Source organism: uncultured Oscillibacter sp., assembly GCF_900546705.1.
GTDB lineage: Bacteria > Bacillota > Clostridia > Oscillospirales > Oscillospiraceae > Oscillibacter.
In genome coordinates this window covers 1-25,995 of record NZ_URDP01000013.1, presented here as the reverse complement: position 1 = coordinate 25,995, position 25,995 = coordinate 1, and the positions used below count along the sequence as shown (strand labels likewise).

Sequence of the window (25,995 nt, the reverse complement as noted above, 5' to 3'; positions counted from 1 at the left end):
GCGTACAGCCGATGCGCGTTCTTTTTTGATTAAAACAGGCTCTGCGCCTCCTGAAAAAGGTCGGTGACCTCCTGGTTGCGGCGGATGCGATCGATGAGGCTGTTGGTGAGGCGGTGGGGCTCCACACCCAGCTCTGTTTGCAACAGCCTGCACAGGCGCTCATAGGTGGAGAGCGCCCCGCTTTTGTTGCCGGACAGATATTGGGCCAGCATGAGCAGACGGGCGGCTCCCTCATCTGCAAATGTGTTCTGCATCGCCCGGCTCAGGATTCGCTCAGCCTTGTCCGCCATGTGCTGACGCAGGCAGACTGAGCCGTATTCCCGCATGGCTGCGTACATATTGCGCTCTAGGTCCTCTTGCTGGAGAACAAAGTCCTCCGGCAAATCGTCTCCGTCCAGGACAGGGCCGCGACACAGCACCAGCGCCTGATCGTAATAGCGGCTGGCGGCATACAGATTGTCCGCGCGCAGATATTGCCGCGCACTCTGGATGAGCTCCCGGAACAGCACGGCGTCGACGGTCACCAGGGCGGGATTGAGGCTGCACTGACTGCGCCGGTACAAAATGGCGTCCTTCATATTCAAATAGCTGCGCAGCTGATACAGCGTAAAATAAAAGCTGTTCATTGCGGCCTTTTCATCCCATTCGGGCCAGATTGCCTCCAACAGCTTGTGCACGCTCAGCGGGCTGCCGTCCAGTGCCAGCAGACGCAGCAGTTGTCCCGCTCTGGCGGAAGCGCAGGCATCCAGTCTCTGTCCGTCGGAAAAAACCTGAAGCGGTCCTAAAATGCAGACCTCCAAAGGAGTAGTTGCCCGAATTTGCGTCAATATGGGCGCCTCGCCGGAGTGCGTGCGCACCGTGTTGCAGGATTGCAGCTGCATAAAGAACCGACGATGTTGTTCCGGCGGTGTATATCCCTGACACAGGCCGGAGATCACGGAGGGCTTTGCAAAGTTGTAATGAAAGATCCCGGCGTTTTTGCTCTCCTCCGCCAACGCGGCCATGACTTCTTCAAAATCTCCGCAGCGATTCTGCTTTTTCAGAACCTGGGCCTGCAGAAACCGGGCGGATATGGAATAAAACCGATATTTCTCCTGCTGGGCGCACAGATCCAGACACTGGCAGGCAAGCGCTTGGGCCCGGTCGCAGAGATCGTGCTCTGCCAGGATGTTCCCCAGGGCCAGCAGACTCCTTGCCAGGTAGGACGTCCGTCCGGAGCGGACCGCGTACCTGACGGCTTTTTCCGCCGTGTCCAGCGCCAGCCCCCAGTCTCCTTTTGAAAAATAGTGATAGCTCTGGCCAATGAAATAGTATGCCAGGAGATGTTCGTTGCGGACGTTCAGAATGCTGTTGCTTTTGCGGGCGGTATCCAGAATCACCTGTTCGGCCTTTGCATAACGTCCCAGGCAGTCCAGCGCGTATGCGTGGATCATATTGATATAGACGCTGTAGCCCGTGGCTTCAATGGCGTCGGCGATTCGGATGGCCTTTTCGCAGCAGCTGCAGGCCTCTCCATAGCGGCCACCTTCCACAAAGCACAAAAAGGCCACCGTTTGGTAAAGGCACATTTTTAAGGATTTCTGTACATGGTGAGATTCGGCAAGCTCCATGGCCTCATTCAGCACTGCGGACAGGCCGGCTGTATAGCGGATATCCTGCTTGTAGGCAAGAATCAGCACAAAGCAGGCCCAAAGACGAAGGTTCCTGTCGTTGCGGATAATGGCGCTTTCGCGGGCCTGCTCCAGCAGATCGATCGTTTGGCTGCCTGTGTTCCCCTGCTGAAGCAGGGCATAGGCGGTAAAAACTTTGCGGTATCCATCCAGAATAGGATCCAGCTGATCGATATCAAACGAGTTTTCCGTCAGGATCCGCAGGGCCTCCTCCAGCATGCTCTTCTGCTCGGTGGCAAAAAAGCCAAGGCTGATTTTCTGGCAGCATACCAGCACGATACCCACATGATCTTCCGCAGCTTCGAACAACTCCAGTGCACGGTCCAGACACCGAAATGCGATATTGGGATAACGGTACTTCACTGCGATGGCATATCCGAACTGTACCCAGGGCAGCCGGTCCATTGCGGCCGGCTGCTGTTTGCGCAGCAGGCTCCTGTACGCCTCCAGCTGCGTCGGGTCCAGATCAGAAAAAGCCAGGTACCGCATGACTTTGGCCGCTTCTTCAACGTATCCGCGGCTGAGCTGGTGGCGGAACACCTCGGGCCAGTTTTCCGTTTCCAAGTGATATTCCGCGGCGATTTTATGCTGTTCCAGCAAAAAGCCCCGCCCTCTTGTTTGCCCGGTCCGATGATACAGCCACGTCTGGAATACGGGGTTGAGCGTGTATGTGGGCTCCGGGGCACCGCAGGCGCGCAGAGGAAAGCCCGTCTGCGCCAGGAGGAGCAGCGTGCTGAAGGCTTCCCCTGCCAGGCGCTCTGCCAGCTTCTCCGGGGCTTCCCGACAGACACAGAGCCGTTCTAGACAGGACAGGTATGTCTCCGGCCAGAAGGATACCCACTGTTCCAGCAGAGCGCTGACCTCGGGGGCAAAGCAGGTCGGTTCGTCAGATGCGGCGTCGGTCCGCTGCTCCTGCTGTGCAGTAAGATTTGCAACTGCTGCATCCAGCGCGGAGATCCATCCACCGCAGTGCTGGCAGACGGATTGGCAATCAAGCTCGGACAGACCTGGGTAGGCCTCCTGCAAAACAGCAGTTATGGCCCCGGTGTCCTGCACCAACGCACCGGGTGTCACTGCGGCTGCCAGGCGGGGCAGATCCTCCGCCTGGGAAAGGAGGGGGATTGCATACTCGGCCATCATGACGACATGCAGCATGGGGCTGCAGTGGGAAAGCAGATCCAACAGAAATTCTCCCAACGGCATATCGCAGGTCAGCTGTTCTGCCTGGGACACCAGCAGAAAACAGTCTTTTTCCGGTTGCCGGTCCATCAGATCCCAAACGGTGGGTGTCTGCGGGGCGGGCTCCTTGGCCCAGAGCTTCCAAAGCGCCCTGCAAAGCCGCTGACAGTCTGCATCGTCTCCGCTGCCCATCCGAAAGGACAGGCACAGGCCCTGCTCCCGCAGGAAAACAGAGGCTTCCCGTGCCAGATCTGTCAGGGTGGGGACCTCCAGCGCGAGCAGCGTCAGATCCGGCGCAGACGCCAGCCACTGCCGTATAAAGGATCGCTCCGCTTCATAGCGCGGTTTTGAAAGCCCGAGCCCCAATTGCTCCAATTCCATTTGCGTTTCCTCCCTGCGCGGCTTTTTTTTAGTATAACACTAAGTAGTTTCTATGAAAACAAAGATTTTTCAAAGATTCAAAAAAGCTTTTCTAAAGTGCTCCTTTGTATCATGGAATTGAAAAAATCCCACTGCGGAAAGGAGCAGAACATGGCAAAGCAAATTGTGCTGGAACGGAACGGAGAGACCGCTTTCATCAAGGTGCTGCGGCCGGAGGCCCTCAATGCACTGTCCCGGTCCATTGTGGATGAAATGGATGTCCTGGTGGATGAGGTTCGGCAGGACCCCGGCATCCGCGTCCTGCTGTTTTACAGCGAAAAGAATTTTGCGGCCGGAGCGGACATCAAGGACATGGCACGCTGCGATGAGGCGGGCGCACGGGCCTTTTTGTTTACCCCCACATACAACAAAATCCAGGCGCTCCCCATTCCGACGATTGCCGTTGTGGATGGATATGCATTTGGCGGCGGGCTGGAGCTGGCGCTGCGCTGTGACTTCCGCATCGTCTCAAAAACTGCCAAATTGGGGCTGACGGAGCTGAACCTGGGCATCATCCCCGGCGCCGGGGGTACGGTCTTGCTGCCCAGGCTGGTGGGAGAGAGCAAGGCCAAGGAGATGATCTATCTCAGCCGGGTCGTGGACGGGGCCGAAGCGGAGCGGATTGGTCTGGCAAACGTGGCGGTGGAACCGGAGGACCTGCTCCAAACGGCAAACCAGTGGGCGGCGAAGCTCTGCACCCGCAGCAGCCTTTCCCTGGCTGCTGCCAAGGCGGCCATCGAGTATGGCATCGGCCACCCGGAATTTGACAGCGCCTGCAATCACGAAGGCGAGCTGTGGGCCGAGCTGTTCAATCACCACGATCAAAAAGAGGGCATGGCGGCCTTCATGGAAAAACGTAAGCCTGTATTCACCGGTCAATGACCGAAAAACAAAAGGAGCTGATACCTATGAAAAATATTGTGATTACCGGCGCCGCCCGTACTGCCGTAGGCGCCTATCTGGGAAGCCTGAAGACGGTGGAGGCGCAGGACCTGGGCGCCGCCGCCATCCAGGAAGCTGCCAAGCGGGGCGGGATCACTTTGGATCAGATCGACCAGGTGATTTTCGGAGATGTGTATGGCTATACCCCCAACGTCTCCCGCTGCGCCGCCCTGATGGCGGGCGTACCGGAAGAGACGCCTGCCTATACGGTGGACCGGCAGTGTGCTTCTTCCCTGCAGGCCGTGCAGAGCGCCTGCTATGAGATCGCCGCGGGAGAAGCGGATATTATCGTGGCAGGCGGCGTGGAGGTTATGTCCAGAATGACGTATTATCTTCCTCCTACGGCCCGCTTTCAGCCTCTGCGTCTGGGGGACAAGCCTCTGTACGATACATTTTCCCACGGTGTGACCATTGTTCAGCCCCAGGAAAAGTACCCCGGCACAAACATGGGCATCACGGCAGAAAACGTTGCTGAGCGCTATCATATGACCCGCGAGGAGCTGGATGCGTTCGCTGTGGACAGTCAGCGCAAGACCAAGGCAGCTCAGGATGCCGGAAAATTCAAAGAGGAGATCTTCCCCTATGAGGTAAAGGACCGAAAGCATTCGTTTGTTTTCGACACCGATGAACACCCCAAGCCAGATACGACCATGGAGTCCCTGGCCAAGCTGAAGCCCGCATTCAAGCCGGACGGAATCGTGACTGCAGGCAACTCCTCCGGTATGAACGACGGCGCGTCCGCCGTAGTGGTCATGAGTGAGGAGAAAGCCCTGGAGCTTGGCCTGAAGCCGCTGGTGCGGATTTTGGCCACATCCAGTGCCGGTGTGGACCCCCGCTATATGGGTCTGGGACCGGTCCCCGCCATCCGCAAGGTCCTGAAAAAGGTCGATTTGCAGCTGGAGGACATGGATTTGATTGAACTGAACGAGGCCTTTGCCGCCCAGTCTCTGGGTTGCTTGAAAGAGCTTGGCATGGATATGGGAACGGAGATGTACAAGCGTGTGAACGTCAACGGCGGCGCCATCGCCCACGGTCATGCGCTGGCAAACAGCGGCACGCGCCTGTTGACTACCCTCATTTATGAGATGAAGCGCCGGAATGTGCGCTATGGGCTGGAGAGCCTGTGCATCGGCGGCGGTCAGGGAATGGCCATTATTGTGGAAAACTGCATCTGAGAAAGGAAAGAATGAATATGAGCATGAAAAAGATCGGTGTTGTAGGTGCGGGCATGATGGGCTCCGAAATTGCCCTGTGCTTTGCCCGCAGCGGCATGAATGTGATCTTGGCCGACATCAAACAGGAATTTGCGGAGGGTGGAAAGCGCAAGCAGGAGGCGATCCTTTCCAAGCAGGTGGCCAAGGGACGCATGAGCGAAGAGCAGAAAGCGGACATTCTGGCCCGCGTAACGCCCACGGTGGATCTGGACCAGATGGCGGACTGCGATTTCGTCATTGAGGCGGTTCTGGAAAAACTGGAGATCAAGGCAGATACGTTCCGCAAGCTGGACGCCATCTGCAAGCCGGAGACCATTCTTGCCTCCAACACCTCCAGCATCTCCATTTCCAAGCTGGCGGCTTCGGTCAGCCGTGAACGGGCGCCCCGGTTTTTGGGTATGCACTTCAACTCCCCTGCCAGTGTGATGAAACTGGTGGAGGTGATCCCAGGCCTGTTGACCTCCGATGAGACCGCGGATATGGCGACCGAGTTGCTGCTCTCCATTGAAAAAGAGCCGGTGCGCGTGAAGGATGTTACGGGCTTTGCACTGAACAGACTGTTCCATTGTTTCTACGGCGAGGCGCTGCGCCTGATCGAAGAGGGCGTTGCCACCCCGGAGGATATTGACAAGATCTGCGTTTACGGCTTGGGCCATCCGATTGGCATTTGCAAGCTGCTGGACCAGTTGGGCCATGATCTCAACATCAGCGTGGATCAGATCCTCTTTGACGCCTACGGTGACCGTTTCCGCCCCAGCCCGGTGCTTCAGCGATTTGTTGACTCCGGTCTGCTGGGCCGTAAAAGCGGCGAGGGTTTCTATACCTATGAGAAAAAGTGAGGTTCCGGCGGGGGTGGTATCATTGTCCCGCTGTTCCGCAATCCAAAAAGCACACCGGCCGTATGGCCGGTGTGCTTTTTAGATCAGTTCCATGAAAAAGAGCCTGAAAGCGCAGAGAGGGCTTTTGCGGAAAGACGTCAGCCCTTCTTGGCCTGAGCCAACTGCACGGTCGGCTGTGTACCAGCAAAAATATCAACCACATAATTCGAGGAGGCAATCAGATAGTGTGTATCCCCCGGCCGGCTGTATTCTGCTTCGCAGGGGCTGCCGCTGAGCTTGAAAAACGTGTTCCCCCGCATATAGACCTCGTGATCAGCCCGGAGAGTAGTCAATCGCCCCTGTGCCTGCTCTGCGGTCATCACACAATACGTACTTACACCGCCGGGGAAGTGAATCGTAAATCGAAAGACCTCGTTGGACACGACAACTTCCAACTGCTCCCGCTTTGCACAGATCGTTTCTACAGAAAATCTGCCGAACATCTCTTTTTCCGGCAACCAGCAATCCAAATTGACCATTGAACATACCTCCCAAACGTTTCGTTCGCGCTGCAGACGATGACCCGGACCAAGTCGCACAGTAGCTACTTTTATATTCTTTATTATATCCATAGGCCTTTGCGTTTTCTTTGCAATTTCTTTGCCATCTTACTGCTGTGCCAGGAAAATCAAAGACTCTAGGGAGCTGATCTATGGGAGACGATACGAGCTAAAAACTTTTGAGTCGTTTTTCCGGCTTTCTGCGGCCAGGTTAAAGCCGGGTCAATGTCCTTCGTTCAGGCTTTTTTGGACGTCCCCATCGGAGGTGATCTCCCAACGGCCAACTGTAACTTCATATCTATATCCTGAGCAGTCCGGTAGGCAATCGTCAGCCGCAGGTTGTCTTCCAGACTGCATGGCACTTCTGGGAGCTCCACATGATAAAGCCTGCTGTTCCCAGCCCATGTACCAGGGGCCGCCTTGGCCAAAGCCCCATTGGGGTATACGCGCAGTTCCGCAATGCACCTGCCGCCCTCTGGAGACCGCAGAAATACTTTGCCACTCCGATTTCAACCGTCAGCAATGCAGCACCAAAGCCAGGATATTTACCTTGTGTTTTTGCTTTTTCGGGCAGATAACCTCAATTATCCCATTACAGGAAATTTAATGTTGTATTTATATGGAAACGCGCAAAATATGCGCTGCACAGCATGTGAAAATGGCCTGTCTTGTTTGGCATCAAAGGACCTTTGAAAAGCTGTATCACACGCATCATGCCGGAAAAGGCAATTGCATCACAAGTTGATTTTCAGAACTAAAAAAAATAAAACCGCTGATTTCGTAAGAAATCAGCGGTTTTATGGTTGCGGAGACAGGACTCGAACCTGCGACCTCCGGGTTATGAGCCCGACGAGCTACCAACTGCTCTACTCCGCGATATTAACCAAAATGGTGCCGGTGACCGGACTCGAACCGGTACAGCATCGCTGCCGGGAGATTTTAAGTCTCCTGTGTCTACCATTCCACCACACCGGCAGCTTTTCGGCAATGAATAGAATACCACATTATCCCCGGAACTGTCAAGAGTTTACGAAAAAAAGTTTTCGACAAAGTTCGTCCCCGGCCCGGGTAAAAAAGAGCCGCTCGACGCGCGGCGACGGGCGGCCCAAGCGGGTGGGATATTGGAAAGCTTCCAAAAGTATGATAGCACCCGGGGACAGCCGTGTAAATAGGAGCTTTTGGGGAGAGCGGTCTTCTTTTGCCGGAAGGCGTCGGTTGAACATTTTGTAAATCTCCGGCTTTCCTCTTCCCAAAGACAAATGTGTGTGTTATACTGTACCAAAGAGAGGCAGCCCTCTCTTCCACACGAAAGGAGCGATCTCGATGAAGTATACCTACGCCTGCAAGAAAGTCTCCCTGAACAATTCCATCAAGGAATACGCCGAGAAAAAGATCTCCAAGCTGGAGCGGTATTTCCGGGAGAATGATACCACGGCTTTCGTAACGTTTTCCGTGGAGAAAGATCACCTGTGCACGGTGGAGATTACCATCCGGGATGGCGGAACGTTGCTCCGGGCCCAGACCCAGGCACCGGACGGAGATATGCGCGGCGCCATTGACGCTGCGGTGGGCTATATCGAGCGCCAGATCCTGAAGAACAAAACGCGCCTTGCCAAGCGGCTGCGCACCGAGGGCTTCCCGCCCCCTGCACCTGCCGATGATTTTGAGGTAGCCGAGGAAAAGGAGTTCAACATCGTCCGGACCAAGCGCTTTGCCGTAAAGCCCATGAGCGCCGAAGAGGCCATTTTGCAGATGAACCTGCTGGACCACAACTTCTTCGTCTTCCGCAACAGCGAGGATGACAGCCTGTGCATCGTCTACCAGCGTAAAAACGGCGGCTACGGATTGATCGTGACCGACGAAGAGGAATGAAGATCCCGAGAAGAGGGCGGCCAGGCCGCCCTCTTTCCTTTTGCCGCCCTTGCGCTTTTTATGGAAAGCTGGTATACTGAACTTACATTTGCTGTAAAAAGCGAGAAAATAAAGGGAAAGAAAGAACTATTTGCATGAAAATGATTTTTTTAGTAGACGGTGACAACAACATCGGTACTGGACTCAAGGGCATCGACATGCTCTGCAAGGAGGACGCGGTGCTGGTGTTCTATCAGAAAAGCGGTCTGGCCTTGAGTAAGATCCAGAAGCTGTGCGAGGGCACACAGGCGGACGTGCAGTATGTGGAGAGCGTCCGGGGCGGCAAGAATTCCATCGACTTTCAGATCATCACGGAGCTGGGGGTGCTGGTGGGCAAGCAGGAGGCCGACTACGCCTATGTGATCAGTCAGGACAAGGGCTATGCCGCCTCCATCGACGCCCTGCGGGCCCGTTATGCCGACGCGTTCCAGGAGGTGGCATTGCGGCCGTCCATCGAGTCTTGCCTCCACCTGGCCTTCCTGCGCCGGGCCGCCAGCGTGCAGGAGCTGCACGAGGGCCTGATCCGGGAGTATGGCCAGGCCCAGGGAGAGGCGCTGTTTACCCATCTGCAGGAGCTGTTCCAAAAGCCTGCGGAGCCGGAGAAGCAGCCCAAGCCCGTCCGCTCCCGCCGGGGCGGCCGCCGCAAGCGGGGCGGAGAAAAGTCCACTGAATAACCGAACAGGAAAAGCCGCCGCGCCGATTGGCGCGGCGGCTTTTTTGCGTTCAGGCGTGGTCCACGGCGTACATGTGGGCCATCAGATCCAGGATTTTGTTGGTGTAGCCCCACTCGTTGTCGTACCAGGCAATGAGCTTGACAAAGTCGTCATCCAGCATGATGCCGGCGGTTTCGTCAAAGATGCACGTTTCGGAAAAGCCCGTCAGGTCGGAGGACACCACCTGATCCCGGGTGCAGGTAATGATGCCCTTCATGGAGTTGCGGGCGGCGTTTTCCATGGCTACGCACACGTCGTGGTAGGTGGCCGGCTGGATCAGCCGGGCGGTCAGATCCACCACGGAGACGTCGTTGGTGGGCACCCGGAAACTCATGCCCGTCATGCGGCCCTTCAGCTCCGGAATCACCCGTCCCACTGCCTTGGCGGCGCCGGTGGTGGAGGGGATGATGTTGCCCAGAACGCTGCGGCCGGTGCGCCAGTCCCGCCCTGCCCGGGCGTCCACAGCCTTCTGCTTGGCAGTGGCGGCGTGAATGGTGGACATGAGGGCTTGGCGGATGCCGAAGGTGTCATGGATCACCTTGGTCATGGGGGCCAGGCAGTTGGTGGTGCAGGAGGCGTTGGAGACCACGTCCATGTCCGGCGTGTAGGTCCGGTGGTTGACGCCCATGACGAAGGTGGGGGTTACGTCGTCCTTGGCGGGGGCGGAGAGAATGACTTTCCGGGCACCGCCCCGCAGGTGAACGGAGGCCTGCTCTGTGGTGGTATAGGCGCCGGTGGACTCAATGATATATTCTGCGCCGCAGTCATCCCAGGGGATCAGAGCTGCGTCGCTCTCGCTGTACACCCGGATCTTTTTGCCGTTGACGATCAGATGCCGCTCGTCCCGCTCCACGGTGCCCTGGAACGTCTTGAATACGGAATCGTACTTCACCTGATAGACCATGTAGTCCAGATCCGCGTTGCGCAGATTGATGCCGCAGAGCTGGTAGCTGCTGCTGCCCCGCTCCACCATAATCCGCAGTGCCACCCGGCCGATGCGGCCGAAGCCATTGATGCCTACCTTGATTGCCATGCCGTCTTGCCTCCCGTTTTCTTTGGTAATGCCGCCTTGCAGGCAGCGATGTCTCATTGTACCATACCGGACAAAAAATTTCCTTGTTATTTACGTAAAATTGCGCCGCATTTTGCGTAAATATATGGGACAGGTTGTCTAAAAACAGAATCGAACATGTCTGCGTATCAGGTTTTCGACAAGATTCGACAAAATTCTTGTTTTTGCGGCGGCGGTTTGCTATGCTTGAGGTAACGCAGCCAGGCTTTTCCACGGTTTTGGAGGCCATGGTGTGCAAATGCTACCACTCGGTGCTCTTCGCATCGGAAAGGAGACCTCATGGAACAGGATTTTGAAGAACTTTCCAGGTTGTTTCCCAACCTTGCTGCCCAGCTGCGCAATGCCCTGAGCACGCTGCATCTGGCGGCTGCCCAGCTGGCGCCTCCCCAGCGGCGGGAGCAGGACCCGGAGCTGGATGCCAAGGCTGCGCTGCTGGACCAGAGTTATTATCAGCTGCTGCGATTGGTGAACAACCTCTCGGACGCGGCAATGCTGAGCGGCCGGACCGTGTTTTCCCTGAAGGACACGGACCTGGTAGAGCTGACGGAGGAAATCTGCCGTCGGGCGGAGCCGCTGGCAGCGGAACTGGGACTGACCCTGCGATTTGTCTGTCCCATGGAACACCATGTGTGTGCAGTGTCTCCCCGGGAGATCGAGCGCCTTTTGTATCAGCTTTTGTCCAACGCTTTCAAGTTCACACCCGCCGGCGGGACGGTCACCGTGGAATTGCGGACGGCGGAGGGACATGTGCTCCTATCGGTGGAGGATACGGGCCGTGGCATGGAGCCGGAGCGTCTGGAGACGCTGTTTGACCGGTGCCTCCACGAGAGTCTCATGGACCCCCGTCCCCACGGTCTGGGGTTGGGACTGGCACTGTGCCGGGCCATTGCCCAGGGGCACGGCGGCAGCATCATGGCCCAGTCCCGCCAGGGGCAGGGCAGCCGCTTTACCGTGTCGCTGCCGGACCGTCGGGCGGAGAGCGGATCGGTCAGCGACATTCCGCTGGACTACTCCGGCGGCTTCAACCGTACACTTTTGTATCTGGCGGACGCGCTGCCGGCCAGGGCGTTTTTGCTGCGGAATCAGGCGTGAAAGACGGGGGAATGTCCCCCGCTTTCCTTTTGCCTGAAAATCGGGTACAATAGAGAGCGAAACCACGAAGGAGGAACCACTCAATGTCACCCAAGAAGATTTGCCTCGCCATGAGCGGCGGCGTGGACAGCGCTGTGGCGGCACTGCTGCTGCGTGAGAGAGGATATGACGTCCGGGCGGTAACGCTGCGATTGCGCCGGGGAGACGACCGGCCCGGCGTATGCGGCTCCGGAGACGATATCGATGTGGCCCGGAAGGTGGCTGCATCCATGGGCGTGGAGCACACGGTGCTGGACCTGTGTGCGCTGTTCCGGGATACGGTGATGGCGCACTTTACCCAGGAGTACGTCCGGGGCCGGACTCCCAACCCCTGTGTGGACTGCAACCGGGAGATCAAATTCGGCGCCCTGCTGGACTGGGCCCTGGAAAACGGCATGGACGCCATGGCCACCGGCCACTATGCCCGGGTGGAGTACGATGAGGAAAAAGGCCGCTGGCTGCTGCTGCGGGGACTGGACCGGCGGAAGGACCAGAGCTATTTTCTCTTCCAGCTGACCCAGAGCCAGCTCTCCCGCCTGGTGCTGCCGGTGGGAGAATACGAAAAGAGCGAGATTCGGGCCCTGGCAGCGGAGCATGGCCTGGAAAACGCCCGGAAGCCCGACAGCCAGGACATTTGCTTCGTGCCGGACGGGGACTATGCCGCCTTTTTGGAGCGGCAGGGTGTGACGCTGCGTCCGGGGAATTTTGTAGACGAGTCCGGCCGGGTGCTGGGACCCCACCGGGGACTGGAGCGGTATACTGCCGGACAGCGCAAGGGACTGGGCGTCAGCGCGCCGGCACCGCTGTATGTGCTGCGCAAAGACCTTGCTACCGGCGATGTGGTGCTGGGACCGGACAGTGCCCTCTATACCCGGACGCTGACGGCGGAGCGGATGAACTGGATCTCCGTGCCGGAGCTGACGGAGCCCATGGCGGTTACTGCCAAGACCCGGTACAGCCAGCGTGAGGCGGAGGCGGTGCTCTATCCCCTGCCCGGCGGAAAGGTTCGGGCGGAGTTCCGGGAGCCCCAGCGGGCCGTCACCGCCGGACAGGCGGCGGTATTTTACGACGGCGAGGCCGTGGTGGGCGGCGGGATCATCTGCTAAGACGCAAAACGGGCGCCGCATTTGCGGCGCCCGGGACTTCATCATCGCTCGCTGATGAGCCAGATATCCTGATAAATCAGATCGTCCACGTCATATCGTACTGCCTGTTCAACCATATTTTTTCCTCCTTCGCAATTGGTTCCCTGCCAGTATATGCGTCCGGGAGCGAAAAATTGCACGGAAACGTGCACGGAAGAAGAAAAAAACAGGCACAAAAAAACCAGGAGAGACCTGCGTCTCTCCTGGCTTTTTTATCTGCGTCTGCGGCCGCCGCCCCGCTTGCCGTCAATGCTGCGGTTCAGATCGGCCATCTTCCCCTCCGAAGAGGAGAGAAACTGCTTGAGCTTGTCCTCAAAGGACTGATCTGCCGACGGGGGCAGTGTGGACTGCTGGCGGGAAAATGCGGGCCGGGACTGCTGGGCAGGCCGGGGCGCACCGCCGCTGGAATGAGCGCTGCCGCCGAAGTGGGAACCGCCGGGCCGGGGGCCGCCGGTACTGCGTCCGCGCTGCGCCGGGCGCTCCTGCTGCGGCAGCGTTTTCTTGATGGAAAGATTGATCTTTCCGTTTTCCGTGGAGAGGACCAGAACCTTGACGGTCTGCCCCTCCTGCAAAAAGTCATGTACGTCGTTGACAAAGCTGTTGGCGATCTCCGAAATGTGGACCAAACCGGACTTCCCATTGTCCAGGGCCACAAACGCGCCGAATTTGGTGATGGAGGTCACCTTGCCTTCCACAATGCTCCCAACCTGAGGCTCCATATGGTATGTTGTTTCTCCTTCCGGTAATTTTCCGCGGCCCGCGGGACCGCGGCGTTAAAATAAACCGGCGCTGGCGCAAGCGGGGGAGCAAAGCTCCCTCGTCGCCCGGCACCGGTCAGTTGCTGATATCTGAAAACACACGCTCATTCGGATAGACCAGACCCAGCTCATGGCGGGCCATGTCCTCCATTTTCTCCTGGGTGTTGCCCTCGGCGATGTCTGCGGAGAGGGCGTCGTTCTCCTGCTGCTGGGTCTCCACCTGGGCTTTGAGCGCGTCCCGCTGTTCCTGCGCGCTTTCCAACTGGCCCTGCAGCGTATGGAGCTGCCAGCCGATTCCGCCCAGCAGGGCCACCACCAGGATTTTGGTCACGAGACTTGCCCGCGCGCGGCGCCGCTTTTGCTGCCTTGCCATGATGGCCCACTCCCCTCTCTGCGGACGATTTGCATCCAGTTTTCCTTATTGTATAGCATTTCCAAGCAAAATAAAAGACATTTTTTCCCCGAACGGCGATTTTTTTGCAAAAAATTTTCGCCCAAATCAGAGGAAATGCCAGCAGGTGCGCCAAAAAGGCCAGGGTGTCAACCCAAAAGGCCCACACGGGCCGCAGCAGTGCCGACAGCAGGCAAAAGTAGAGCACGGCACCGCCCAGGGCTCCCAGCAGCACATATCCCCGCAGCAGTCCGGCGGCCCGCCGCAGCGTGAAGAGGAACAGCCCCGTTCCCATGCACAGACAGTACAGGCCGTCCAAAAGGGCGGTGGTGCGGGGCAGATGCATCCGCAGTGCCCGCAGCAGGTCGTAGAGCACGGCGGCGCCGGCGCCCAGGAGCACCGACTGGCCGAAGAGGGCCAGCTGCTGGGAGATGTGGATCTCCATAGGCGCCTACCCCAGAAGCCGGCGGAAAAAGCCGCCCTGGACCTGAGGGCCGTCTTCGTAGGAGATGGAGTCGATCCGGCCCTCCACGTGGAGCTCCCCGCCCTCCAGGGAGAGCTTTCCGATGTGCAGCTGATCGCCGGTGACCACCAGGGTGCCGGCGGATGTCGTCATGACAATGCCGGTTTCGTCAAAGCGCTCCACGTCCTCCACACCGGAGACAGTGAGCTTCTCCCGGCCCTCCAGCTCCAAATGGTGGCCCGCGGCGGGCATGGTGTTGTAGTCGTTCATTTCCTCGTCCCTCCCCTGCCCCATGATATGGGCGGAGGGCGGGAAATATTACTGGGCGATCTCCCGGTACAGCGTGCCTGCGTCGGCTTGCTTCACGGTCTCCTGTACGGACAGCACTTCCACCGTCAGCGTCCGCTGACCGAACCGCAGGGAAATCCGGTCGCCCACCTTCACGTCATAGCTGGCCCGGGCGGCCTTGCCGTTGACGGTAATGAGTCCGTTGTCGCAGGCCTCGTTGGCCACGGTGCGCCGCTTGATGAGGCGGGAGACCTTCAGATATTTGTCCAGGCGCATAAATCCTCCTTCCGGGAAGAGAAAGGCTGCCGGCACATTTGCGCCGGCAGCCTGCTTACCCGATTTTGTGCGGTATGGTTTCCTTACTGACCGACGCTGTCCTTGAGCGCCTTGCCGGCCTTGAACACGGGCACGACGGAGGCGGGAATCTCAATGGACTCCTTGGTCTTGGGGTTGCGGCCCATACGGGCGGCGCGCTTTTTCACCTCAAAGGAACCAAAGCCCACCAGCTGGACCTTGTCGCCTTCCTTCAGCGCGGCGGTGATGGTCTCCAGAGTGGCGGAGATTACAGCCTCGGCGTCCTTTTTGGAAACGTCCGCCTTTTCGGCGACAGCGTTGATGAGTTCAGCCTTGTTCATGGAACATATCCTCCTAGTATTGCAGTTCGTTTTTATTTCTCAACGCGGGTACGCGTTTAAGACTCGTTCTCTTTAGCTTCCTGCCACAGCTTCACCAGCGTCTCCTGGGGGCACTGGACCAGAGGCCGGTCTGCATGCTGCTCCACATAGCGGAAGCGGCGGTCAAATTTGTCGCAGGCCCGGTGCAGGGCGTCCTCCGGGTCCACGGCGCACATCTGGCCCACCTTGGCGGCCATGAACAGCGCATCCCCCAGCTCTTCCCGGACGCCGTGGGGCTCGTCCGGACTGCCGCCGCGCTCCAGGGCGGAGCGCAGCTCCCGGACCTCCTCTTCCAGCTTGTCCAGCGCGGAGAGGGCGTCCGGCCAGTCAAAACCGGCCTTGGCGGTTTTCTTCTGGACCTTTTCCGCCCGCCACAGGGCCGGCAGCGTGTGGGGCACAGCCTCGATGGCGTCGGAGGTGGAGGCTTGTCCCTTCTCCTCCCGCTTGAGAACCTCCCAGTTGGTGAGCACCTGCTCGCTGGTGTCGGCCGTCATGGACCCGCCGAACACATGGGGGTGGCGGTAGATCATTTTTTTGGTGACGCCGTCCACCACGTCGTCCATGGTAAAGCGTCCCCGCTCCTCCTCCATGATGGCGTGGAACACCACCTGCATGAAAACGTCCCCTAGCTCCTCGCACATGTCCGGCGCACTGTCCTTGTCCAGCGCGTCGATGACCTCGTACGTCTCCTCCAGGAAATTCCGGCGGATGGACTGATGGGTCTGCTCAGCGTCCCAGGGGCAGCCCCCGGGACCGCGCAAAAGGCGCATGACCGTCAGAAAGTCCTGATAGTCATAGCGTTTCTTACATTGAAAATCTACCATACATTATCTCCCATTGCAAGAAAATTCAACGGTAAACCGGGGGAAAATCCCGGAAAAGATTATTTCAAGTGCAGAAGTTTAATAAGTTTCCGGCCCTTGGGAACGGACTCCAGGTCCTCGGCCCGCAAAATACCCAGCGCCACCACCAGCACGGCGTAGACTACCACGCCGGCGCCGATGCCCACCACGGTGGCCAGGGCGCTGGCGCCGTAGGCGTATTCCCCGCCGGTGAGCACCCGCATGGTCAGCCCGTAGCCTGCCCAGGCCATGACGCCCATGAGGACGGAGGCCACCACGGGCTTGGCAAACAGCTGGACGTACTTGGGCTTTTCGGGGGAGTATTTCCACACGAACAGCAGGTTCAGCCCGCAGATGACCAGGTAGCAGCACAGCGTGGAGATGGGAGCGCCGTGGATGTTGATGTCCGGATTGCCCACCAGGACGTAGTTCATGACGATCTTGGTGACGCCGCCGGCGATCATGGTGCAGATGGGGATGCGCTCATGGCCGTAGGACTGCAAGATGGCGTTGGTCAGCGTCATGAGGCAGATGAAGATGCAGGCAATGCCCAGCACCTGCAGGTGGGGACCGGCGGCCGCGGCGGCCTCCGGCTGGGCCGGATAGAGCATGCGCAGAATGGGGCCGGAGAGCACGCTCAATCCCACGCCGGCCGGAATGGCCAAAATGGCAATGAGCCGGAAGGCGGAGGAGATGATGCGGTTGGCTCCGGCGCTGTCCTTGCGGGCCATGGCCGCCGCAGCAAAGGGAATCAGGCTCATGGTCACGGGATAGACGAAGGAGGGCGGCAGGTTAATGAGGTCCATGCCGAAGGTGTACTGGCCGTAGAGGGCGGTGGGTGTTTCGGGCAGCAGAGCGGAGATGGACTCCAGCCGACCCAGTACGATTTTGGAATCAATCAGGGTAATGATGCTCATGGCGGAGTTGCTCAGCGTGATGGGCACGCCGATGAGCAGCACCTTCTTCATGAGTGTGCCGCTGCTCTCCGGCACGTCCAGGGACTTGGTGTTGTCCCGGTGGGTCACCAGGTAGAAGATCAAAAACAGCATGGACATGACGGTGCCGATGGTCACGCCCAGAATGGCGCCGGCGGCAGCCATCTCCACGCCCTGGCCGATCTGCAGGAAGTACCAGGCCAGAGACAGTCCGAAGCCCAGCTTGCACAGTGCCTCCAGAATCTGGCTGACGGCGGTGGGGGTCATGTTCCCCTGGCCCTGGGTATAGCCTCGCATGCAGGCCAGCAGGCACACGCAGAATACCGCCGGCGCCAGGGCCCGGATGGACCAGAAGGCCAGGGAGTCGTTCATAAAGGCGGCCAGCTGTGCCGAGCCGAAGAACATCACCAGGGAGAAGACCAGTCCCAGGCCGAAGAACAGCCAGATGGCGGTGCGGAAGAGCTTGCGCTTTTCATTCTCCCGGCCCAGAGCGTGGGCCTCGCTGGTGAGCTTGGAGATGGCCAGGGGCAGACCGGCGGTGGAGATGGTCAAAAGCAGGTTGTAGATGTTGTAGGCCACGGTGAAGTGGGCTTTGCCCTCGTCGCCGATGATGTTGCCCAGGGGAATCTTGTAGATGGCGCCGATGACTTTGACAATGGCTACAGCCGCGGCCAGCACGGCGGCGCCGCCCAGGAAGGACGGCTTTTTTTCGTTTTTTGACATGAAGCGATTACCTCAAATTGATTCAAAGATGGCGGGTCATACCCAAGGGTATGGCCGGAGGGGAAAAAACATGCCCGCACCCATAAGACGGATGCCGGGGCACTGCGCTTGTGTGCGGGAGGCCGCAGGGGAGCAATCCTCAGAGCTTTTGCCCGCACTGACGGCAGTAGCGGTCGCCGGGATGGGCGGCGGCACCGCAGGTGCGGCACCGCCGGGGAGACGAGGTGCCCCGGCAGCGGGCAATCTCGTCATTGAGCGTGTCGATCCGGCGCAGCTGGTCCAAGAGCTGCTCGGAGTCGGCGGGATGGCCGGAGTGGGTGTCGTAGAGCATCTGGCCCACCGTCTGCAGCCGGCTGTGGACGGACGCGCGCAGCCGCACCAGACGGGCACCCCGCCGGACCCGGTCGGTGGCCGCGGCGGCCTGCTTTCCGGCGCCGTAGGCGATGGCTCCGCCGGTGCGGCGGGCCTTGGAGAAAAGACGGTTCAGGGTTTCGTTCATAAAAAGACCTCCTGACCAGGGGCGGCATGCCGCCCGGAAGTGAACGGGGCGCAGCCCGGCTGAAACGCTCAGTGATTGTCGTAGGTGCTGCCGCCGATAAACTCCCGGGCCAGGGAATCCGGCGCCACGCAGCTCTCATCCATGGGCTCAATGCGCCGGAAAGCGGCGAGCATGTCGTCCACCACCGCGTATTTGCCCACGGGGATTTTCTCCAGCAGGGGCACCACGAAGGGCTTGAGCACCGCAAACTCAAAGGCCAGGGACGAGTCAAACATGAGATCCGCGTTTTCCTTGTAGGGCGAAATATACAGCTTTTCGCCCCGCTGCACGTTGGGCCACATCTTCAGGGTAAAGGCGGCGTCGCTGCCCCGGAACTTGAAGTCCCGGACAATCCGGCGGCAAAGCCGCAGCCAGGCGTGCTGAAACACCACCTTCCCCTCGTCGTCCACCAGGTTGCTGCGGGCGGCGATGTAGAGCTTGAAGGCGTGGGGGTTCTTGCCCACGATAATGTCGTTGAGGGCGTGGATGCCCTCGAAGATGGCCAGCTCATCGGGACCCAGGTGCAGGGGCTGGGACAGAATATCCGAGCGCATCTGACGGGAGAACTCGTACTTGGGCACATGAATGGTCTCGCCCCGGTCCAGCATGGCAAAGTGCCGGTTCAAAAGCTCGATGTCCAGGCAGAAGGGGGACTCGTAGTCGATGTTCCCCTCCCGGTTCCGGGGGGCCGTCTCCGGGTCGATGGTGTTGAAATAGTTGTCCATGGACACGGTGTGGGTCACGATGCCCATCTTGTCCAGCTGCTCTTCGATCTTCAGCGCGGTGGTGGTCTTGCCGGAGCCGGAGGGGCCGGAGAGCAGAATCACGTGGGACTCGGAACGGTGCCGGGCGATCTTCTCGGCGGCCATGGTGACTTTCTGGGCAAAGGCGGCGTCGCATTCGTCGGCAAAGCCCTTGGGGTCTGAGCGGATGGCCTCGTTGATCTGGGACAGGGAATACGGCATGTCACAATGCTCCTTTCAAAGATTCGTAAAACGCGGCAAAGGCGGCCTGGTTATCCAGACACTTTTCCGGGCGCTCCGTGTATTCCTTGGGGTACTTGAGGTTGAAGGCCCGCTGGATGTGATTGGTGCCCGGTTCCACCATCTTGGTGGAACCGCCGGCGCCGAAGGACAAAATGGAGCACAGCTCCGACATAATGTAGATGTTGTACAGGCATTCGGCACCGCTGCGGCACCAGCCGATGTTTTCAAAACTGCCGGACATGTACTTTTGCCGGTAGAGGTAGTAGGGGGCAAAACCGGCGGCGCGGAGCGTGGGCGCGGCGTAGTCCAGCATGGCGGCCACGTCCTCCGGCGCGGGCACCTTCAGCCCCTCCAGCAAAATGCGGCTGCCCTTTTTGAGGGACAGGGTGTGGACGGTGATGTTGTCCGTGCCGAAGGCCAGGCACTGGTCCAAAGAGCGCCGGAAGCCCTCCGGCGTGTCCTCGGGAAGCCCCGCAATCAGGTCCATATTCACATGGGCGAAGCCGAAGGAATTCACCAGGGCCATGGCCTCCGTCAGCTCCGCGGCAGTGTGGCGGCGGCCGATGGCCCGCAGCACGTGGTCCTCCATGGTCTGAGGATTCACGGATACCCGATCCACCCCGTGGGCTTTCAGGACGGAGAGCTTCTCGGCGGTGATGGTGTCGGGCCGGCCGGCCTCCACGGTAATCTCATCGCACCCGGTGCGGTCAAAGGATTCTTCAAAGGCGGAGAGCACCCGGTCCATCTGGTCCGCGGTCAGCGTAGTGGGCGTACCGCCGCCCATGTAAAAGGCACGCACCCGCAGTCCCGCCCGGCGCACCATCTCACCGCCGGCACGGATCTCGGCGATGAGGGCGTCCACATAGGGCTCCACCAGAGAAAAGCTCTTTTCCACCGATTGACTCACAAAAGAGCAGTAAGCGCAGCGGGTGGGACAAAAGGGGATGCCTACGTATACGGCAATGTCCCGCTTTCCAAGGCCCCGGGCGGCGCTTGCCGCCACCGCGCCGGTCTCGGCGGCCAAAGCCGCCCGCTCCGGCGTGACGAAGTATTCCTCTTCCAGCATGGCACGGGCCTCATCGGGAGTCTTCCCCTGTTCCAGGGCCCAGGTGACGGGCTTGTCGGGCCGCACGCCGGTGAGCATACCCCAGGGAGGCGTGACGCCGGTGACGGCACGGGCTGCCAGGAAAAAGCACCGGGCGATGGCGTGGCGGCGCTGCCCCTCCCGCTCAAAGTCCGTGCCGGTGAGGGAGGCGTCCAGGCTGTAGGGCGCCGTCTTGCCGTCAAAGCACAGTTCCACCGTTACACGGCACCGGTCCGGCTCCTCGTGCAGTGAAACCACTGCCCAGGACTCGTCCTCCGGCGTAATGGGCTCGTAGACGGGCTTTTCCCCGGGAAACAGGTTCAAAAGGCTCTGCTCGACGATATAGCGCTCGTCGTTGCCCCGCAATTCAAGCTTCATGGCATCTCACTCCATCTGCATGGCCTGCTGGAGATAGGGATTGTACATGCGCTCCCGCTCCAGAGTGGAGGGTTCCATGTGGCCGGGATACACGGCCAGATCTCCCTCCAGGCGGCCCAGACGGCGCAGGGAGGCGAGCATCTTTTTCATGCTGCCGCCGGGGAAGTCCGCACGGCCGCAGGAGCCGGCAAAGAGGGTGTCCCCGCAGAAGAGAACGTCGCCGCAGCGCAGCGTCACACTGCCCTCGGAGTGGCCGGGGGTGGCCAGCACGTTCACAGTCAGTCCGCCCACGGACACCGTGTCGCCCTCGTCATAGTCCGCGGCGCCCTCCACCGGCGGAAACAGCTCCCGCAGATAGGGGTTGTCCCCCGCCTGGTCCAGGTGGCTCAGGTAGACGGGGATGCCCGGCCACTGCTGCCGCAGTGCCGCCACAGCGCCGGTGTGGTCGTAGTGGCCGTGGGTGAGGAGAATGGCACAGGGGGTGCAGCCGCTCTCTTTCACGGCAGCGGCCACCCGGGGGGCGTCCCCGCCCGGATCAATGACGGCGCAAACGCCGGACGGCGGGTCGCTGAGAATGTAGCAATTGGTGCCGATGGGGCCAACCTGTAAGGTCTGGATGTTCATAGATGCCTCCGAAGCAAGAAAATATCAGGTCTGATCCGTGTCGAAGAGAATGGTGACCGGACCGTGGTTCAGGGAGTCCACCTCCATTTTGGCGCCGAACTCCCCGTGCTCGACGGTGAAGCCCCGGCTGCGGCAGTGGTCCATGAACGTCTCGTACAGGGGAATGGCGAGGTCCGGTTTGGCCGCACCGGAAAAGCCCGGACGGCGGGAGGAGGTGTCGGCGTACAGCGTGAACTGGGATACCACCAGCAGGCTTCCGCCTACCTGCTCCAGATTCAGGTTCATCTTCTCGTTTTCATCTTCAAAAATCCGCAGGTTGCAGATTTTGTCTGCCAGGCGCCGGGCGGTCTCTTCGGTGTCGTGGGGACCAACGCCCAGCAAGACGAGAAAGCCCCGGCCGATCTGGCCGTTGACGCGGCCGCCGATGGTCACAGAGGCGTGGTCAACGCGGGTGACAACTGCGCGCATAGGAAAAAACTCCTTTCAGTGTGGCGCCGGACAGGCGCGAAGATGGGGAAAAGCCGTCTCCCTTTGCCCCGGAGGGCAAAGGGAGCGATCCAGAGCTTGCGACCAACCCGGCGTTCTTCTCCGAACGCAAACCAGCGAAGCGTTTGCGGAGGATGTTCGCCGCGGCGTGTACGTGGCGAACATACCGGGACCTGCGCGCCGGGGGCGCGCACCCCAGTGACCGATGTCACTGGGGTGGGGGGAGTTCGAGGGGGGACTGGTCCCCCTTCGAATCGTTCTCCCGTTCTTCTCCGAACGCAAACCAGCAAAGCGTTTGCGGAGGAAACGGCGGAGCAGCGGCGGGAGAGACCTTTGCCCCAGAGGGCAAAGGGAGCGATCCAGAGCTTGCGACGCCGTCAGCCCGCGGGCCGGTTCACTTTCAGCACGCCGGAGATCTGGTTGAGCCGGCGCATAAGGGCGGAGAGCTGCTTACTGTCCCGGATGCGGACTTCCAGCCGGAAAATGGCAAACTGATCCTCCGTGCTGCGGGACTGGATGCCCAGCACAAAGGTGTTGGTGGTGGACAGGGCCGCAGAGATATCCAGCAGCAGGCCCTGCCGGTCCTTGCACACCACTTCCAGGGTGGTGGGATAGCTCTCATTGGTGTTCTTGCCCCAGGAGACATGAATCCACCGGCCCTCCTGCCCCGGCTGGGCCCGCTTGGCGGGCGAGGCGTTGGGGCAGTCCGCCCGATGGACGGATACGCCGTAGCCCCGGGTGATAAAGCCGATGATCTCGTCGCCGGGCACTGGGGTACAGCACTTGGAGAACTTCACCAGGCAGTTGTCCAGCCCCTCGACAATGATCCCCTGCTCGCTTTTGACCTGCTTGGGAGCGGCGGGCTTGGGCTCCTCGGGCCGGGCAGACTTGGCCTCGGCCTCCAGGGCGGCCTGCTCCGCCTGGTGCTGACGGGCAATGCGGTTGAGCTCGCCCTGCATACGGCTGACCGCCTTCTGGGCGGTGAAGCCGCCGTAGCCGATGGCGGCGTACATGTCGTCCAGAGTGGGATAGGACACCTTCTTCAGCAAAACCGGCAGGGTGTCCGCCGCCAGCACATCCCGCATGGCGATGCCGCAGTGCTTGAGCTCGGCCTCGAAGGCGGAGCGGCCGTTGACGATGTTCTCGTCCCGGCGCTCCTTTTTGAACCACTGGCGAATCTTGCTGCGGGCCTCGCTGGACTTGGCAATGTTCATCCAGTCCCGGCTGGGACCCTTGGCGGATTTGGAGGTGAGGATCTCCACAATGTCACCGTTTTTAAGCACGTGGTCGAAGGTGACAATGCGGTTATTGACCTTGGCGCCTACCATGTGGTTGCCCACGGCGGAGTGGATGGCATAGGCGAAGTCAATGGGGGTGGCGCCGGCGGGCAGATTCTGCACGTCGCCGTTAGGGGTGAACACGAAGACCTCGTCGGCAAACATATCCACCTTCAGCGAATGGATATACTCCTCGGCGTCGGCACCCTCCTGGTTTTCCAGCAGGCGGCGCACCCACTCGTACTTTCCCTCGGTGCCGGCGCCCTGGCCCCCTTGCTTATACTTCCAGTGGGCGGCCACGCCGTATTCGGCGATCTCGTGCATGGCCTTGGTGCGGATCTGCACCTCGAAGGGGATGCCGTCGGTGCCCATGACCGTGGTGTGCAATGACTGGTAGCCGTTGGGCTTGGGCGTGCCGATATAGTCCTTGAAGCGGCCCAGAATGGGCTTGTAGATATCGTGGATGACGCCCAGTACATTGTAGCAGTCCCCCACGTTTTCCACGATCACCCGGAAGGCGAACAGATCGAAAATCTCGTCCAGGGACTTGTTCTGGTTGAACATCTTACGGTAGATGGAGTAGGGGTGCTTCATGCGGCCGTAGACGATGTGCTCGATGCCAAGCTCCGTGAGCCGATCGTCGATCTGGATCTGGGTGCGCTGCATGAAGTCCTCGTATTCCCGCTGCTTGGCGCCCAGCTTGGAGACGATCTCCTCATAGCCCACCGGGTCCAGGTACTTTAAAGACAGATCCTCCAGCTCCCACTTGATGCGCTGCATGCCCAGCCGGTGAGAGATGGGGGCGTAGATCTCCATGGTCTCCAGGGACTTTTGCTTCTGCTTGGCGGGAGACTGGTACTCCATGGTACGCATGTTGTGGAGCCGGTCGGAGATCTTGATGAGAATGACCCGGATATCCTTGCTCATGGCGATGAGCATTTTCCTGAGGTTCTCCATCTGCTCGTCTTCCTTGGTGGCGTACTGGATCCGGGTCAGCTTGCTGACGCCTTCCACCAGGTCGGCGATGGTGGGAGAAAAGAGCTTGGCGATGTCTTCGTGGGTGGCGGGGGTATCCTCGATCACGTCGTGGAGCAAAGCCGCCTCGATGGACTCCGAGTCCAGCCGCAGCTCTTCCGCCACGATCTGGGCCACGGCCAGGGGGTGGATGATATAGGGTTCCCCGCTTTTCCGCTTTTGGTTTTCGTGGGCCTTGTTGGCAAACTCGAAGGCCGCCCGAATATGGGCAAAGTCCGCCGACGGGTTATAGGCCCGGACGGTTTTTTCCAGATTCTCGTATTGTTCCAAAATGGTCACAGACCATCGCCTCCGTTCCGCGCGGCGGCACAGCCGTGCAGCCGCATGAGGTAGGGACAGGCGTTTAAGTCCACCTTTCCCTGAATGGGGTTGAGGGAGAGCGTCACGGTACCGCCGGAATCAGCCAGGGACAAAAGGCCCCGCTCGGCAAAGACCCGCAGGGCAAGGCCTGCCCGCAGGAAGCTCTCCGAACCGCCGGCCTGGGCGGCCAGCTGCCGCAGAAAGGGCAGACGGTCTGCCGCAAGCTTGCCCTGGCGCAGCCGCCGCTCCAGCGCAACCCAGAACGCGCCGAACTGGTCCCGGGAGGCGCTGAGCCGGGCGGTCTCCTGGGCGGTAATGGGACCGCCGTCGGTGAGCCGGTTCAATAGTTCCAGGTCGGAGGCCTCGTGGCGGCTGGGAGTCAGGGAGGGACGGATGTCGATGAGCTGCAGTTGCAGCGTGGTGTTGCCCCGGAAGGTGTTGGCCTGGAGATAAAAGGCCGCGTCCACCCGGCTGCCGGCGCAGATGCCGCACTCCGCCTCCGTCACCGAGAAAAAGATGGCGTCAAACCGGCAGGTGCCCTTGGAGAGCCGCAGCTTCAGGTGCCGGCCCTGTCCCACGGACTGGATGGAGTCCACCGTGGCCCCCAGCAGTGCCAGGGTGGGCCGGGGATTCCCGGCACCATAGGGCTCCAGGAAGCTCAGGTGCTCCACCTCCTGCAGGGTCATCTCCGAGGGGCAGGACACAGCCGCGTCAATGTCCAGACAGCTGACGGGCACCTCGCCGCCGGAGACGGAGCGGACATACCGGTTCATCCGCTGGCGGAAAGCGTCAATGTTCTCCTCCGGGATGGTGAAGCCCGCCGCCAGCTCGTGGCCGCCGAAGCCGTCCAAAAGATCTGCACAGGACTCCAGGGCGGCAAAGAGGTTGAAGCCTCCGTAGGAGCGGCACGAGCCCTTGCCGGTGCCGTCCTTGAGATGGATCATGAAGCTGGGACAGGCATATTTTTCACTCAGGCGGGAGGCGACGATCCCCACCACGCCCTGGTGCCAGTGTTCGCTGGAGAGGACCAGCGCGCTGCGCTCTTCACTGGGCAGATGGCCGATTTTCTCCACGGCGTCGGCGCAGATGGCCTGTTCCACTGCCTGCCGCTCCCGGTTCAGATCGCACAGCTCCTTGGCCAGCGCTTCCGCCCGGGCCGGGTCGGAAGTCTCCAAAAGGTCCGCGGCCAGGTCTGCTGCGCCCATGCGTCCGGCAGCGTTGATGCGGGGAGAGAGAACAAAGCCGATCTGGATGGAGGTGATGGGTTTGCCCAGAAGCCCGGCTTCTTTCAAAAGGGCGTGGACGCCCACAAAGTCCGTGTGGGGCAGAGCCTCCAGTCCGCAGGAGACGATGGTCCGGTTTTCCCCCTCCATCCGCATGACATCGGCGATGGTGCCGATGGCAGCCAGGGTGCAGTACCGGGCGAACAGGGCGTCCT

General features: G+C 60.1%; 24 protein-coding genes, 2 tRNA genes and 1 pseudogene. 7 read left to right on the top strand and 20 right to left on the bottom strand.

Annotation, left to right across the window (positions count from 1 at the left end; genetic code table 11):
* Window positions 1-29: 29 nt before the first annotated feature.
* Window positions 30-3,230, bottom strand: coding sequence for a BTAD domain-containing putative transcriptional regulator (locus QZS13_RS04445; RefSeq protein WP_295586007.1), 3,201 nt, complete (start codon window positions 3,228-3,230; stop codon window positions 30-32).
* 150 nt (window positions 3,231-3,380) lie between these two features.
* On the opposite strand from QZS13_RS04445, the gene QZS13_RS04440 reads away from it, so the two are divergent.
* The 3 genes from QZS13_RS04440 to QZS13_RS04430 are packed head-to-tail and all read left to right on the top strand — an operon-like array spanning window position 3,381 to window position 6,264.
* On the top strand, window positions 3,381-4,151 hold the full coding sequence (locus QZS13_RS04440; protein WP_295586004.1) for an enoyl-CoA hydratase/isomerase family protein: 771 nt from the start codon (window positions 3,381-3,383) through the stop codon (window positions 4,149-4,151).
* A gap of 26 nt (window positions 4,152-4,177) precedes the next feature.
* Entirely contained in the window at window positions 4,178-5,386 is a 1,209-nt protein-coding gene (locus tag QZS13_RS04435) for a thiolase family protein (RefSeq protein WP_295586001.1), read from the top strand.
* Window positions 5,387-5,403: 17 nt separating this feature from the next.
* Window positions 5,404-6,264, top strand: a complete 861-nt coding sequence (locus tag QZS13_RS04430) for a 3-hydroxyacyl-CoA dehydrogenase family protein (protein WP_295585998.1) — start codon at window positions 5,404-5,406, stop codon at window positions 6,262-6,264.
* 137 nt (window positions 6,265-6,401) lie between these two features.
* Here QZS13_RS04430 and QZS13_RS04425 read toward each other — a convergent pair whose 3' ends face one another.
* The 3 genes from QZS13_RS04425 to QZS13_RS04415 all read right to left on the bottom strand — a co-directional run bounded on the left by QZS13_RS04425 (window position 6,402) and on the right by QZS13_RS04415 (window position 7,778).
* Entirely contained in the window at window positions 6,402-6,782 is a 381-nt protein-coding gene (locus QZS13_RS04425) for a hypothetical protein (RefSeq protein ID WP_295585995.1), read from the bottom strand.
* Between the two features lie 821 nt (window positions 6,783-7,603).
* Window positions 7,604-7,679, bottom strand: a tRNA-Met gene (locus QZS13_RS04420).
* 13 nt (window positions 7,680-7,692) lie between these two features.
* Window positions 7,693-7,778, bottom strand: a tRNA-Leu gene (locus tag QZS13_RS04415).
* A 348-nt stretch (window positions 7,779-8,126) separates the two neighbouring features.
* Here QZS13_RS04415 and raiA point away from each other — a divergent pair.
* Together raiA and QZS13_RS04405 are read left to right on the top strand one after the other, a co-directional pair.
* Entirely contained in the window at window positions 8,127-8,675 is a 549-nt protein-coding gene (gene raiA, locus QZS13_RS04410) for a ribosome hibernation-promoting factor, HPF/YfiA family (RefSeq protein ID WP_295585992.1), read from the top strand.
* Between the two features lie 134 nt (window positions 8,676-8,809).
* Window positions 8,810-9,388 carry a PIN domain-containing protein gene (locus tag QZS13_RS04405; RefSeq protein WP_295585989.1) on the top strand — a complete coding sequence of 193 codons (579 nt, stop codon included), beginning with the start codon at window positions 8,810-8,812 and terminating at the stop codon, window positions 9,386-9,388.
* 49 nt (window positions 9,389-9,437) lie between these two features.
* Here QZS13_RS04405 and gap read toward each other — a convergent pair whose 3' ends face one another.
* Entirely contained in the window at window positions 9,438-10,460 is a 1,023-nt protein-coding gene (gap, locus tag QZS13_RS04400) for a type I glyceraldehyde-3-phosphate dehydrogenase (protein WP_295585986.1), read from the bottom strand.
* A gap of 318 nt (window positions 10,461-10,778) precedes the next feature.
* Between gap and QZS13_RS04395 the strand changes: the two genes are divergently transcribed.
* Both QZS13_RS04395 and mnmA read left to right on the top strand, forming a co-directional pair.
* Window positions 10,779-11,591: a sensor histidine kinase KdpD gene (locus QZS13_RS04395; RefSeq protein ID WP_295585983.1), complete on the top strand. Its 813-nt coding sequence runs from the start codon at window positions 10,779-10,781 to the stop codon at window positions 11,589-11,591.
* A gap of 83 nt (window positions 11,592-11,674) precedes the next feature.
* Entirely contained in the window at window positions 11,675-12,736 is a 1,062-nt protein-coding gene (gene mnmA / locus QZS13_RS04390) for a tRNA 2-thiouridine(34) synthase MnmA (protein ID WP_295585979.1), read from the top strand.
* 251 nt (window positions 12,737-12,987) lie between these two features.
* On the opposite strand, the gene QZS13_RS04385 is transcribed toward mnmA, so the two are convergent.
* From QZS13_RS04385 to QZS13_RS04320, 15 genes and pseudogenes are all read right to left on the bottom strand, one after another.
* The gene (locus tag QZS13_RS04385) at window positions 12,988-13,494 is read right to left on the bottom strand and encodes a S1 RNA-binding domain-containing protein (RefSeq protein WP_295585976.1); all 507 of its coding nucleotides are present in this window, start codon (window positions 13,492-13,494) and stop codon (window positions 12,988-12,990) included.
* Between the two features lie 115 nt (window positions 13,495-13,609).
* Window positions 13,610-13,906, bottom strand: coding sequence for a septum formation initiator family protein (locus QZS13_RS04380; RefSeq protein WP_295585973.1), 297 nt, complete (start codon window positions 13,904-13,906; stop codon window positions 13,610-13,612).
* A gap of 211 nt (window positions 13,907-14,117) precedes the next feature.
* Window positions 14,118-14,369: pseudogene (gene yabQ, locus QZS13_RS10185) on the bottom strand (spore cortex biosynthesis protein YabQ); the annotation flags it as partial.
* Between the two features lie 6 nt (window positions 14,370-14,375).
* Complete coding sequence (locus QZS13_RS04375; protein ID WP_295585970.1) at window positions 14,376-14,657, bottom strand: YabP/YqfC family sporulation protein; 282 nt, start codon at window positions 14,655-14,657, stop codon at window positions 14,376-14,378.
* Window positions 14,658-14,705: 48 nt separating this feature from the next.
* A complete protein-coding gene (locus tag QZS13_RS04370; RefSeq protein ID WP_295585967.1) occupies window positions 14,706-14,951 on the bottom strand; it encodes an RNA-binding S4 domain-containing protein in 246 nt (81 codons plus the stop codon).
* A gap of 83 nt (window positions 14,952-15,034) precedes the next feature.
* On the bottom strand, window positions 15,035-15,310 hold the full coding sequence (locus tag QZS13_RS04365; protein ID WP_295585964.1) for an HU family DNA-binding protein: 276 nt from the start codon (window positions 15,308-15,310) through the stop codon (window positions 15,035-15,037).
* A 56-nt stretch (window positions 15,311-15,366) separates the two neighbouring features.
* Window positions 15,367-16,173 (bottom strand): nucleoside triphosphate pyrophosphohydrolase, encoded by an 807-nt coding sequence (gene mazG / locus QZS13_RS04360; RefSeq protein ID WP_295585961.1) that lies wholly within the window; start codon window positions 16,171-16,173, stop codon window positions 15,367-15,369.
* A gap of 59 nt (window positions 16,174-16,232) precedes the next feature.
* The gene (locus tag QZS13_RS04355; RefSeq protein ID WP_295585958.1) at window positions 16,233-17,849 is read right to left on the bottom strand and encodes a polysaccharide biosynthesis protein; all 1,617 of its coding nucleotides are present in this window, start codon (window positions 17,847-17,849) and stop codon (window positions 16,233-16,235) included.
* A gap of 139 nt (window positions 17,850-17,988) precedes the next feature.
* Entirely contained in the window at window positions 17,989-18,348 is a 360-nt protein-coding gene (locus QZS13_RS04350) for a hypothetical protein (protein ID WP_295585955.1), read from the bottom strand.
* A gap of 68 nt (window positions 18,349-18,416) precedes the next feature.
* On the bottom strand, window positions 18,417-19,352 hold the full coding sequence (locus tag QZS13_RS04345; protein ID WP_295585952.1) for a uridine kinase: 936 nt from the start codon (window positions 19,350-19,352) through the stop codon (window positions 18,417-18,419).
* Between the two features lies 1 nt (window position 19,353).
* Window positions 19,354-20,835 carry a coproporphyrinogen dehydrogenase HemZ gene (hemZ, locus tag QZS13_RS04340; protein ID WP_295585949.1) on the bottom strand — a complete coding sequence of 494 codons (1,482 nt, stop codon included), beginning with the start codon at window positions 20,833-20,835 and terminating at the stop codon, window positions 19,354-19,356.
* Window positions 20,836-20,841: 6 nt separating this feature from the next.
* Window positions 20,842-21,459, bottom strand: coding sequence for an MBL fold metallo-hydrolase (locus tag QZS13_RS04335; protein ID WP_295585946.1), 618 nt, complete (start codon window positions 21,457-21,459; stop codon window positions 20,842-20,844).
* Between the two features lie 24 nt (window positions 21,460-21,483).
* Window positions 21,484-21,927, bottom strand: coding sequence for a D-aminoacyl-tRNA deacylase (gene dtd / locus QZS13_RS04330; protein ID WP_295585943.1), 444 nt, complete (start codon window positions 21,925-21,927; stop codon window positions 21,484-21,486).
* A gap of 395 nt (window positions 21,928-22,322) precedes the next feature.
* On the bottom strand, window positions 22,323-24,536 hold the full coding sequence (locus QZS13_RS04325) for a bifunctional (p)ppGpp synthetase/guanosine-3',5'-bis(diphosphate) 3'-pyrophosphohydrolase (protein WP_295585940.1): 2,214 nt from the start codon (window positions 24,534-24,536) through the stop codon (window positions 22,323-22,325).
* On the bottom strand, window positions 24,533-25,995 hold a 1,463-nt coding region (locus QZS13_RS04320; protein ID WP_295585938.1), incomplete at its 5' end, for a DHHA1 domain-containing protein. The genes QZS13_RS04320 and QZS13_RS04325, both read right to left, overlap by 4 nt.